This window comes from Tenacibaculum sp. 190130A14a, from assembly GCF_964048965.1.
Taxonomy (GTDB): Bacteria; Bacteroidota; Bacteroidia; order Flavobacteriales; family Flavobacteriaceae; genus Polaribacter; species Polaribacter polynesiense.
Map to the genome: position 1 here is coordinate 564,161 of NZ_OZ040189.1, position 12,552 is coordinate 576,712.

Genomic DNA, 12,552 nt, shown 5'->3' on the forward strand with positions numbered 1-12,552 from the left:
TAATTTTATAAAATCATTTTTGAATACGGAATGATAGTCTCAAATCCTTTTTGTTTGAAATAATCAGGAGTGTCTTCATTTCCAGTAACTAGAACGAAGTCACCACCCCAAGCTCCTAAACTTTTAACTTCTCCAAAATAATCTGCGAACAATTCCTTTTTTACTGGAGTCAATTTAATAATAGAACTAATAATTCTTTCGTGTTCAATAATTAATTTATTGAAATCATTTATAGAAGAAGATTGAATGAACTCCTTTGATAAAACAGAAATATCGTTGATTTCTTGAGTAATGTCTTTTTTGTTTTGTCTATACTGAGCAATGCCTTCTCTACTGTTTTGTTTTTGGTTTAAGTGAACAAAAAACAATTCCTGAGTAAAGTTCGGTAAAAAAGATATTTCTTCAATAATTGGTTTTTTATCGTTTAATTGATAAAAAATAGGAGTATTGTATTTTGCACAGGCAATATCATATCCACTTCCAGAAAAAGCATTCCATAAAAGTGTAAACGGATTCACTTCTGCCCATGTAGCAATATTATTGATTAAAGTAGAAGAACTACCCAATCCCCAATCTCTAGGGAAATCTAAATTAGTTTTTACAATATAACCCTGACGCTCATTTAAAAATGATGTGTTTAATAGTCTAGCTTCTTGTAATAAACATTGTAATGTTTCTGCTATAAATTCAGTGCTTCCTTCAATGTTTGAGTTAAAAGTAGCAGAGGTTAAACGAAGTTTAGGTAAATCAAAACTAGCTTCAAACCAACATTCACCGGTATGTGTAAAACTACCCCAAATAAGCTGAGGTTCTTTAATTGGTTCGATGGTTAAGTCTTGACCAAACTTAGTAGGTAGTGCTAAAGATGTTGCACCATCTAAAACTACATATTCTCCAGTTAATAATAATTTTCCGTTACTGTAAAGCTTTTTCAAAACTATTTGTCAGGTCGAACGCAGTTGAGACCATTGCTATTTATGGTTATATCTAAGTGAACTCTCGACTGCGCTCGAGGTAACACCTATTTTATACTAATCCGAATTGTTTAAAATGATGTGTAAAATGTTTTACATGAAATTTCTTCCAGTATTCATAATCTAACTCTCCAAAGAAAGGATGTACAATAGCTTTATTAGGGTTTTCTTTAAAGAAGCTTTCAAACCTATCTATTTGCGAAAATAAATCATTGATAGACTCCTGAATTGTATCAAATTTAACAGGGTAAGGTTCTTCAGATAACATAGGAGCCTTAAAACCAACTTGAATTTCATTTTCAGTATCTAAAAAAGGCTTTCTTCTGGTTGATTTTTCTTCACTAACAAACTCTTCAAGAACAACCTTTCCATTAGATATTTTTAACAAGAAACCTAAGTGTTCAATCATTTGCTGTCCATTCATTTTTCCAAATAATGGATGCTCATCTGCTTGTAAACTCATTAGTTTTTTTGAAAGCTCTTCTTTATTTAAAAAGTTAACCCAATTTACTTCGGGTTTTCGTAAAGATTTTATTTTTTCAACTACTGCGCTATGCGAAACAGTTCTGTTTTCAAAGTACTTTGTAATAAGTTCTTTTTCTTCTGAAGTAGCGTTGTATTGATTTAATATATTTTGCAAGTGCATTTTCATATGTCCATGCTGAATTCCTTTTGTTGTTAAGGCACGTAAAGCAGCAAAGTTTTGAGCCAATCCTGCGGCAGCCATAATTTGCATTAAGGTTCTTGCAGACGGGCGGCCCATCATATCTAATGATAATTTAGCCATAGGATGTAAAGCAGTTAATCCACCAACAGTTCCTAAAGCCAATGGAATTTCAATCCAGAATCTAAAAATTCCATCTTTGACCTCGCAATGCGTTAAACTTTTATAATGTCCATCTTTTGAAGCATAAGCATGTGCTCCAGCTTCAATGGCTCTAAAATCGTTTCCGGTAGCTAATACTACTGCATCGATACCGTTCATAATACCTTTATTATGAGTAACTGCTCGGTAAGGTTCTATTTCTGCAATTTGAACAGCTTGAGCGAATTTTTGAGCAAACTTTTCTGGGTTTTCACCACCCAATTCTTCAATTTTACAACTTACTTCAGCTCTTACTAAACATTCAGGAACATAGTTTGATAAAATACTCATAACAATTTCAATGTCTTCTTTTTGAAATTGTTTAGCCATTGCTTCTAAACACGAATTGATAAAATTCGCACCCATAGAATCTTTAGTTTCAAAAGTAACGTGTAACTGATAGTAGTTAGCAAGTTTATCTGTTTTATCTATTAATTCAATATCTAAAATTCCACCACCACGTTTTTCCATGTTTTTAGTAATGGAAGCCGTTGCTGCGTATAATTCTGTTTTTTGTTGATTGAAATAAGTAATTAAATCTTCTTTATCTCCAGAGTACATAAAATGTACTTGACCAATCTTTGTCGTAGCAATCACTTCAGTTTTAAAACCACCACGAGTACTCCAGTATTTAGCAACTAATGAAGCAGCCGCAACCACAGAACTTTCTTCAACAACCATTGGAATTACATAATCTCGACCATTAATTACAAAGTTTGGTGCAATACCATAAGGCATATAAAAATTAGTAATGGTATTTTCGATAAAATCATCATGTAATTGCTGTAAAGAAGCATCTACATTCCAATATTGTTTTAACGTTTGTATAATTTCTGGTTGATTATCAAAGTAGGTTTTAGCTAACCAATCAATTTTTTCTTCTTTGGTAAGTTTTGAAAATCCTGAAATAATTTTCGACATTCTATCTTCATTTTTGGTGCGTCAAAGATAAATGAATCCTGTTAAAATCTCTTTTATATTCACGATTTATAACTTTTTAGGACTGATTTTTGATGATTTTTCCGTAAACTTGGCAAACTTTTTACGTAAACAACAACTATAAATGAAGAAATTAATCATCTTTTTTTTAGGACTGACTTCACTATTACAAGCACAAAAAAAAGACATTACTCTACAGGATATTTGGAAAAAGGGCACATTTAGAGCCGATTATATGAATTCATTGAATTCAATGAATGGAAATTTCTACTCACTTTTAAATTATAGCAATACGGGTTCTACCGTAGATAAATACAATTATGAAACTTTAGAAAAAGTAGCAACAATTGTAAATAGCGAAGATTTAAATGGCTTAGCATACTTTGAATCTTATGATTTTAATAATGATGAAAGTAAATTAATCTTAGGAACCAAGTTTAAACCAATCTTTCGTCGTTCGTTTTTAGGAACGTATTATTTGTATGATATCGAAACAAAATCATTAAAACTGATTGGAGAAGATATTCAGCGTCCTACGTTTTCACCAGATAGTAAAAAAGTAGCGTATGCTAAGGATAACAACTTATTTATTAGAGATTTTTCTGATAATACTCTAGTAAAGGTAACTACCGATGGTGAAAAGAATAAAATTATCAACGGTATTACTGATTGGGTGTATGAAGAAGAATTTGGATTTGTAAGAGCATTTGAATGGAGTGCAGATAGTAAGAATTTAGCATTTTTACGATTTGATGAGAGTAAAGTGAAGACATTTTCAATGGATGTTTTTGGAAAAGGGAAATACCCATCACAACATGTTTTTAAATATCCAAAAGCAGGAGAAGATAACGCAAAGGTTACCTTATATATGTATTCATTAGAATCGAATAATACCGCAAGAATCGTTTTTGGAGAGTATGAATACATTCCTAGAATTAACTGGACAAAAGACGCAAATGTGTTGGCAGTTCGTACATTGAATCGTCATCAGAATGATTTAAAAATGTACTTTGTTGATGCGAAAACATACAGAAGTACTCTAGTGTTAAATGAAACTGATAAGGCTTATGTAGACGTTACCGATGATTTAACGTTCTTAGATGACAATAGTTTTATTTGGACAAGTGAAAAAGACGGATATAATCATATTTATCACTATGATAATAAAGGAACATTAATTAATCAAGTTACCAAAGGAAACTGGGATGTTACTTCTTATTATGGTTATAATGCCTCGAAGAATACTATTTATTACCAATCAGTAGAAAACGGTTCTATTAATAGAGGAGTATATAGTATTTCTTTAAAAGGGGAAAATAAAAAATTATTAAGTGAAGCATCAGGTACTAACGGAGCTTCTTTTAGTAACAATAAAAATTTCTTTATCAATACATTTTCTGATGCAAATACACCACCAGTGTATACATTAAGAAATGCAGATGGTAAAGTGTTGAAGACAATCAAAGATAATGCAGCTTTAAAGGAAGCTATTGCAGGGTTTAATTTGAGTAAAAAAGAATTTTCTACCATTACTGTCAATGGAGAAGAGTTAAACATGTATACGATTAAGCCTGCTAATTTTGATTCATCAAAAAAATACCCAGTATTAATGTATCAATATTCAGGGCCAGGATCTCAGCAAGTAGCAAACAGATGGAATGGGTCTAATGATTATTGGCACCAAATGTTAGCACAAGATGGATATATCATTGTTTGTGTAGATGGAAGAGGAACAGGATATAAAGGACGTGACTTTAAAAAAGTAACGTACATGAACTTGGTAAAGCACGAGACAGAAGATCAAATTGCAGTAGCAAAGAAGTTGGCAGAATTACCATATGTAGATGCTAAAAGAATTGGAATTTGGGGTTGGTCTTTTGGTGGTCATATGAGTACCAATTGTTTGTTAAAAGGAAATGATGTGTTTTCTACTGCAATCGCAGTAGCTCCTGTAACTACATGGAGATTTTATGACACTATTTATACAGAGCGTTATATGCGTACACCAGAAGAAAATCCTTCTGGATACGATGAAAATTCACCATTAAATTACCCAGAATTATTAAAAGGAAAGTACCTTTTAATTCATGGTACAGGAGATGATAATGTGCACGTACAAAATGCATATCGAATGGCAGAAGCTTTAATTCAAGCAAATAAGCAATTCGAATGGGGAATGTACCCAGATAAGAATCACGGAATTTACGGTGGAAATACACGTTTACACTTGTATACAAAAATGACAAACTTTATTAAAAACAACTTATAAAACTATGGCAAATTCAACTTCTATTAAACAAAAGGAATTATTTGGGCATCCAGTAGGACTATATGTGCTATTTTTTACAGAAATGTGGGAACGCTTTTCTTATTATGGTATGAGAGCAATTCTAGTATTGTATTTAGTTGCAAAAACTACGGATTCAAATGCCGGGTTAGGTTGGACCAATGGAGATGCGTTATCATTGTATGGAACTTATACAATGTTAGTATATCTTATGTCTATTCCTGGAGGTTGGATAGCAGATAAATTTTTAGGACAAAAGAAATCTGTGTTGTATGGAGGTATATTGTTAGTAGCTGGTCATAGTGTATTAGCGATAGAACAAATGTGGGCCTTCTACACAGGATTAGGGTTAATTATTGCTGGTGTTGGAATGTTAAAACCAAATATCTCAACAATGGTAGGAGGTTTGTATAAGCAGGGAGATATTCGTAGAGATAAAGGATTTACTATTTTCTATATAGGGATTAATGTAGGTGCATTTTTATCAGCCTTAATTGTAGGTTATGTTGGAGAGAAATATGGGTGGCATTATGGATTTGGTCTTGCAGGAATAGGAATGGCTTTAGGATTATTGCAGTACGTTTTAGGTCAAAAGCACTTAAGAGGAGTAGGTGATTTCCTTGGAGCATCGGAAAATTTAGAAGATAAAGAAGCAATGAATAAACCACTTACTTCTGTAGAGAAGGATAGAGTGGTTGTATTGTTAATTTCTTTTTTATTAGTAATAATTTTCTGGGGAGCGTTTGAGCAAGCTGGTGGTTTAATGAATATTTATGCGAAAGAGAAAACTAATAGAATGTTAATGGGATGGGAAGTTCCAGCATCTTGGTTTCAATCTTTAAATGCAATGTTTATTATTTTCTTAGGAACATCTGTTGCTGGTTATTGGGCTCATAGAAAGTTAAAAGGTAAAGTATCATCTTCTTTGTTTAAAATGATATTAGGACTAATAATTATGGGAACAGGTTTCTTTTTTATGACTGGAGCTGCAGCACAGTATGAAGCAGATGGAGCTTCGGCAATGTATTGGCTAGTTCTAGCTTATTTATTCCATACAATAGGAGAATTATGTATTTCGCCAGTGGCATTATCATATATAACCAAACTAGCTCCTGTAAAATACGCATCTTTAATGATGGGAGTTTATTTTGCAATGACCGGATTAGGAAATAAGGTGGCTGGATTGTTAGGAGAGTCAGCAGAAAGTTTCGGAGAGTTAACCATATTTACAGGAATTGCTGTTTTTTGTGTCGCATTTGGTGCATTGATGTTGTTATTCAGGAAAAAACTAGAAAAGTTAACTCATGGTGTTGAAGATAAAGAAGGAACAATACATGAGGAAGCAGAAGGATTTGAATTAGCAGATAGAAACTAATTAAAATAAAAACAAGCCTCGTAATAGGAATATTACGAGGCTTGTTATGTTAAATTATATACATTTATAATATGAGTTCAGATATAGAAAATCTATTTAAAGACAAGGTTTTAGGACACCCAGCAGGATTGTTTGTGTTGTTCTTTACAGAAATGTGGGAGCGTTTTTCTTACTACGGAATGCGTGCTATTTTAGTAATATTTTTAACTGGTGCTGTTACTGGTAACAATCCAGGATGGGGTTGGGATACTTCGGCTGCATTATCACTATTGGGAACATATGCACTTTTTGTGTACTTAACACCTATAGTTGGAGGTTGGTTAGCCGATAATAAAATTGGTTATAGAATGGCTGTTGTTATAGGGGCGTTATTAATGACCTTAGGACATGCTGCTATGGCTGTAGAAACACCTACCTTTTTATATATTGGTATTGCGTTGTTAATTGTAGGAAATGGTTTCTTTAAACCTAACATGACTTCTATTATTTCTAAAATGTATGCTGGTAAGGATGATAAGAAAGATGGAGCGTATAACATTTTCTATATGGGAGTAAATGCAGGAGCATTTATTGGAATTATGCTTTGTGGATGGGTAGGAGAAAAAGTAGGATGGAGCTACGGATTTGGACTAGCAGGTATTTTCATGTTGTTAGGAATGCTTCAGTTTTATTATGCTCAACCTATTTTTGGAAGCTTAGGTGATAAGCCTAAAAATGAAGAAAAAGACATGATAGATACTTTAGTAGAGAATCCTGATAATGGAGGAGTGAAGCTAAACAAGTTTTCTGTTCTTGATTATTCTTTAATAGGTGTTTTTATAGTTTCTGCTTTAATATTTATTATAAATGATCCGCTAAGTAAAATTGGTGATATTCAAGCATTGAACTTTACAGTTGCTGGAATGGGAGATTCTTTATTTTTTGCATTGGTCGCGGCTATAAGTTTTATTTTGTTGTTAATTGTTAGAATACCTAGGTATACGAGAATTGAACGAGATAGAATGATTGCATTTACAATTTTCTGTTTATTTACAATTTTCTTTTGGGCAGCATTTGAGCAAGCTGCAGGTTCATTACCAATTTATACAAGAGATTTTACTGATAGGGTATTAGAAGGAACAGCTGGAAGTGTTTTTAAAATAGTTGATTTATTAGTGACAGTTGTTCCAATGGGAATAATTACTTACGTATTATATAGTCTTTTCAAAAAAACCTTTAATAAAATAAGTTTATCAAACATAATTTTAGGGGTTAGTTTCTTGATCGTTTGGGCAATTATTTTATACAAGTTATATATTGAGTTTAGTGATCCAAAAGCGGAAGTGCCAATTACTTGGTTTGCTATTTTAAACTCTTTATTCATTATTGCTTTTGCGCCATTATTTACTAAATGGTGGGATAGTAAATATAATCCACCAGCATCGGTTAAATATGGATTAGGTTTAATTATTATGGCTATAGGATTTGGGTTATTAGCATTCGCAGCTAGTGATATCCCTTTAGGAGCTAAAACAGCTAAGTTAAGTATGGTTTGGTTAGTGTTAGCTTATTTGTTTCATACGCTTGGAGAATTATGTTTATCACCAATGGGACTTTCGTATTTGAGTAAGTTAGTTCCTGCAAGAATGGTTGCCTTCATGTTTGGGGTATACTATTTAGCAATTGCTATAGGGAATAAATTGGCACATTATATTGGTGGTGATATAGAAAAAATTACTGAAGAAAGTGGATTGTCATTTTTCTTCTTGATTTTCACGATAGTTCCAATAGCATTAGGATTGTTGTCGTTTGCGCTTCATCCATTACTTAAAAGGTTAATGCACGGAGTAAAATAAGATTTTACAAACGTTAAAATAAACTAAAAACCTATTGAGTGTAAAAACTTGATAGGTTTTTTTGTAAATTTGGAATACTTATTGAGACTTATAGGGTATGAAGAAATTAATATTACTAGCATTTATATTTGTAGGCACTATACAAATGACTGCGCAAAACGAAATAAACTGGTTGTCTTTTGAAGAGGCTATTGAGAAGAGTAAAGAGAATCCAAAGCCAATTTTAGTTGATTTATATACAGACTGGTGCGGTTGGTGCAAGAAAATGGATGCAACTACATATAAAAATGGAATCATTATCAAATACATTAATGATAACTATTACGCAGTTAAAATGGATGGAGAAGGAAAGGATGATATCACTTTTCAGGGGAAAACATTTAAATATGTTCAGCAAGGAAGAAGTAAATTTCATCAATTAGCGGCAGCTATTATGAGAGGTAAAATGAGTTACCCTTCTACAGCTTTTTTCGATAAAGATTTAAAGTTAATACAAACTGTACCAGGTTATTTAGCCAAAGAAAGATTTGAAAAGGTATTGGCTTATTTTAACAATGACAATTATAAAAAAACTGCTTGGAAAGATTTTGAAAAGAACTTTAAAAGTTCAATTTAGCAAGGTAGTTTTAGTACTTCAAAATATATGCGCCATTTTTACGAGTATTGTAAAATGGCGTTTTTTCTTTCTCGCAAGTTGCTTCCCATCGATTGATATAACTTTTATAGTTACTCCCGTCAACAACAATTATTTTAGGATTTAAACGAGTAATGAGTCTTGTTAAGTTTATTTTCGGAGAGTATTGTAGTATTACGATTGGCTTTCTTAGAGTGATGTTATAAATTCCTAAACTATCTACTAAAAGAATTGTGTCATTTCTTAATGAAAGAACATTAGGAATGTTATTTCGGAACTGTATGGTAGTTTTCTTATGTGTTTTGTAAGGGGCTACAACATTATAAATATATGGAGTAATGCTGTCATTGTAGTAAAGCAAAAATTTTCTCCCATTTCGTACTCCTATAAGAGAACTCTTGGTTTTATGAAAGACAATAAGTTCTTTTGTGGTGGTGGTTTTATAGTGCTTAGCTAACAATATGAATTGTACACCAATGATTGAAAGAAGTAATGAAACTAAAAGGAGTTTTCGTTTTTTCTGAATTATCATTTGAAAGAAGAGAATAATACATAAATACCAAACAAATACTTCGGGTAGTGATAGACTAATTTCTTTAAGTAAGAAAGCCTCTTGATGTCCAATCCAATTGATGAGAGAGTTCATTGAAGAAATTATGAACTCATAAATTGTAACAATAATTGTAGGAAGAAGGTCGGTTAAAGCTAAGAGAATTATAATAATTCCACTAATAAGAATGGTGGCAAGAAAAGGAATGATGAGAAGATTAGAAAGAATAAACAACATAGGGAACTGATTAAAATAATATAGACTCAGAGGTAGTATTGCAGTTTGTGCAGCAATAGAAACGGTAAAAAGTTGCCAGAATTTATCAATCAGCGCATATTTGGGTTTCCATAAAGCATACAATAGTGGTTGTATCCAAACAATTCCGAAAACAGCTAAGTAGCTTAATTGAAATCCAACATCGAATAAGAATAGAGGGTTAATTAGTAGTAACAAAAGCATAGAGCTAATTAATGAATGCTCTATGAGTTGTTTCCTTTTGAATATAAGACTAATCGAAACAAATGAAAACATGGTTGTAGCTCTTACTACAGAAGCAGATAAGCCTGCTATAAAGGCAAAAGACCATAAGCAACCAATAAGAAGTGCAGTTTTTATAAAACGACCTTGTTTATACCTTTCTAAAAAAGAAAAAAGAAGCGATAAGAACCATAAAATGACACCTATATGTAGTCCGGAAATTGCTAGAATATGAATTGCACCTGCTTTTGTATAACTATCAAGTAGTTCCTTGGAGATCTGTTGCCGTTCTCCAAGAAGTAATGCGTTTATAATCGTTAACGTTTCTTTTGAAAAATGGTATTTTTTTAATGTACACTTAATTTTATCTCTAATATTGGAGGCTATTCTATAAAAGGATGGAGAGCTCGTTTTTAAAGTTTTAAAGCTTTCATGTTTTGTAAAAACCTGATGATAAATGTGTTGTTTGGCTAAATAACTTTTATAATCAAACTGATATGGGTTTAAGGGTGAAGGTAATTCTTGAAATATAAGATATAAATAAAGTTGATCTCCTATTGTAGGAGGCTTTTGGATAGTGTCAATAGAAATGTTTAACAGTATATGACCAGATGTCTTCTTACTGTTAATTTGAGATACTTTTGCTACGAATTTGTAATTGAATTGACTTGGTTTTAGAATTTTTTGAATGGTTAGAATTCCTGAGCAATCTTTTTTATAATGTTTGAGATAATAATCTTTACGATTTCGAGGGTTCTGAATTAGTAAGATGCTAATACCAATTAGAACAAAGAGACAACTGCTTAAAATAGAAAATGAGATTTTGATGTTTTTCCATTTTAAAAGGAAAAGAATAACGAATAAAATTGAAGTAAAGATGTAAAGATTGTTTATTCCAAAACACCAAATATTCCATTGAAACTGTAAAATGATTCCAATGATTAAAAAGAGTAGAAATGAGGTAGGTGTGTAACGAACCAATTTTTTCATAGCACGTTAAAGCTATAGAAAAAACAAGGAGAAGAAAAGATGGCTGTACCTTTTCTAAATATAAGCTATTAAAAAGTGTAGGTTAATCTATGTTTTACAAAAATAAATGTGTAGCTGTAGTAGCTAGTTTTAAAGATTTGGTGTGTTCATTAAAATAAAAATGGAATGATATATTGAAAAAGCAAAACAAGAAGTCCAATAGCAATAAGATTTAGTACAATACCAACCTTTGCCATTTGATGTACTTTTATGTATCCACTCGCAAAAACTATAGCATTTGGTGGAGTGGCCATAGGAAGCATAAATGCACAGCTACTCGCAATGGTTACAGGAATTAGTAAATTAAGTATAGGTATTTGTAGGCCAATAGCTATACCCGCTACTACTGGAGCTAATACGGCTACTAGTGCTACATTACTCATCAATTCTGTCATAAAAAGCATCAGGAATATTAATAAAGAAGCTGTCAGTAAAACACTGATATTACTAGAGGCAATGGCAGTCGAAACTAAATCAACAATACCACTACTAGACATTCCTTTTGCAAGTGCTAATCCACCTCCAAAAAGTATTAAAATTCCCCATGCTAGTTTTTCTGTGTCTTTCCATTGTAAGATAAATTCTCCTTTTTTAAAATTAAAGGGAATAGCAAAAAGAGAAACCGCTGCAATCATACTAATAATAGTATCTGATAACTTTAATCCAGGAAACAACTTATTGATTAAAGTTCTAAAAATCCATAAGAAAACAGTAATTGCAAAAACAAGTAATACTTGCTTTTCTTTGGCCGATAATTTTCCTAGTTTGTTTAATTCTGAATCAATTACCTGTCTAGAAGCTTTAAATTGGAGGTTTTTGTTTGGATACATCCATTTTACTAAAACGAAATAAACAATAGTAATCATGACTATAGAAAATGGTAATCCAATGGCCATCCATTGTAAAAAGGAAATCTCTATTTGATATTCATTTTCAAGTAACCCTATTAAAACGGAGTTTGGAGGTGTGCCAATGATAGTAGCTATTCCGCCAGCATTTGCCGAGAATGCAATTCCTAGCATGGTAGCTAAAGCAAAGTTCTTGTCGTCTTTAGTAAAGCCATCTTCATCGTTTATCAATAGTTGAATGACTGATAAAGCTATAGGAAGCATTACTACGGTACTCGCTGTATTACTTATCCACATACTCAACAAACCTGTAGCAATCATAAACCCTAAAATAACCTTATTAGGAGTAGTTCCTGTAATTTTTATAATAGTAAGTGCAATACGTTTATGCAAGTTTACTTTCTCTAATGCTAACGCCAATACAAAGCCACCAAAGAAAAGAAAAATGATAGGACTCCCATAGTTAGCACCTACTTCAGCAATGGGCATAATTTTTAATAAGGGAAACAAAATTAAAGGCAATAACGCAGTAACGGAAATTGATACTGCTTCTGTTATCCACCAAGTAATCATCCATAGAGCTACTCCAATAACAGCATCTCCAATATCAGATATCATTTCAAAAGGTAGGTTTATGGTGATAAAAAAAATCAGTGGTCCTAGAATGAGACCAATTTTTTTTGAGTTTGGCATAACAAATAATAAGTTGACTTAAAGGAATCGAATATAATTGATTTCA

8 protein-coding genes are annotated in these 12,552 nt (G+C 32.1%); 4 read left to right on the forward strand and 4 right to left on the reverse strand.

The features are described 5' to 3' along the window. Positions 1–5 precede the first annotated feature (5 nt). Together ABNT22_RS02785 and ABNT22_RS02790 are read right to left on the reverse strand one after the other, a co-directional pair. Complete coding sequence (locus ABNT22_RS02785; RefSeq protein ID WP_348716283.1) at positions 6–935, reverse strand: GYDIA family GHMP kinase; 930 nt, start codon at positions 933–935, stop codon at positions 6–8. Positions 936–1,026: 91 nt separating this feature from the next. After that, a complete protein-coding gene (locus ABNT22_RS02790) occupies positions 1,027–2,760 on the reverse strand; it encodes a hydroxymethylglutaryl-CoA reductase, degradative (RefSeq protein ID WP_348716285.1) in 1,734 nt (577 codons plus the stop codon). 142 nt (positions 2,761–2,902) lie between these two features. Here ABNT22_RS02790 and ABNT22_RS02795 point away from each other — a divergent pair, with 142 nt between their 5' ends. The 4 genes from ABNT22_RS02795 (at position 2,903) to ABNT22_RS02810 (ending at position 8,891) form a co-directional block, all read left to right on the forward strand. Further along, positions 2,903–5,047 (forward strand): S9 family peptidase, encoded by a 2,145-nt coding sequence (locus ABNT22_RS02795; protein WP_348716287.1) that lies wholly within the window; start codon positions 2,903–2,905, stop codon positions 5,045–5,047. 4 nt (positions 5,048–5,051) lie between these two features. After that, positions 5,052–6,440: a peptide MFS transporter gene (locus ABNT22_RS02800; protein WP_348716289.1), complete on the forward strand. Its 1,389-nt coding sequence runs from the start codon at positions 5,052–5,054 to the stop codon at positions 6,438–6,440. A gap of 71 nt (positions 6,441–6,511) precedes the next feature. Next, on the forward strand, positions 6,512–8,275 hold the full coding sequence (locus ABNT22_RS02805; RefSeq protein WP_348716292.1) for a peptide MFS transporter: 1,764 nt from the start codon (positions 6,512–6,514) through the stop codon (positions 8,273–8,275). A gap of 97 nt (positions 8,276–8,372) precedes the next feature. Next, positions 8,373–8,891 carry a thioredoxin family protein gene (locus ABNT22_RS02810; protein ID WP_348716294.1) on the forward strand — a complete coding sequence of 173 codons (519 nt, stop codon included), beginning with the start codon at positions 8,373–8,375 and terminating at the stop codon, positions 8,889–8,891. A gap of 10 nt (positions 8,892–8,901) precedes the next feature. Here ABNT22_RS02810 and ABNT22_RS02815 read toward each other — a convergent pair whose 3' ends face one another. Both ABNT22_RS02815 and ABNT22_RS02820 read right to left on the reverse strand, forming a co-directional pair. Then, a complete protein-coding gene (locus ABNT22_RS02815; RefSeq protein WP_348716296.1) occupies positions 8,902–10,926 on the reverse strand; it encodes a ComEC/Rec2 family competence protein in 2,025 nt (674 codons plus the stop codon). A 149-nt stretch (positions 10,927–11,075) separates the two neighbouring features. Next, positions 11,076–12,506, reverse strand: coding sequence for a DASS family sodium-coupled anion symporter (locus tag ABNT22_RS02820; protein WP_348716299.1), 1,431 nt, complete (start codon positions 12,504–12,506; stop codon positions 11,076–11,078). Positions 12,507–12,552 lie beyond the last annotated feature (46 nt).

What these genes read in the sequence shown, in the direction of transcription:
- ABNT22_RS02790 (WP_348716285.1), bottom strand. Translation starts at nt 2,760, where the DNA reads ATGTCGAAAATTATTTCAGGATTTTCAAAACTTACCAAAGAAGAAAAA.
- ABNT22_RS02795 (WP_348716287.1), top strand. Translation starts at nt 2,903, where the DNA reads ATGAAGAAATTAATCATCTTTTTTTTAGGACTGACTTCACTATTACAA.
- ABNT22_RS02800 (WP_348716289.1), top strand. Translation starts at nt 5,052, where the DNA reads ATGGCAAATTCAACTTCTATTAAACAAAAGGAATTATTTGGGCATCCA.
- ABNT22_RS02805 (WP_348716292.1), top strand. Translation starts at nt 6,512, where the DNA reads ATGAGTTCAGATATAGAAAATCTATTTAAAGACAAGGTTTTAGGACAC.
- ABNT22_RS02810 (WP_348716294.1), top strand. Translation starts at nt 8,373, where the DNA reads ATGAAGAAATTAATATTACTAGCATTTATATTTGTAGGCACTATACAA.
- ABNT22_RS02815 (WP_348716296.1), bottom strand. Translation starts at nt 10,926, where the DNA reads ATGAAAAAATTGGTTCGTTACACACCTACCTCATTTCTACTCTTTTTA.
- ABNT22_RS02820 (WP_348716299.1), bottom strand. Translation starts at nt 12,506, where the DNA reads ATGCCAAACTCAAAAAAAATTGGTCTCATTCTAGGACCACTGATTTTT.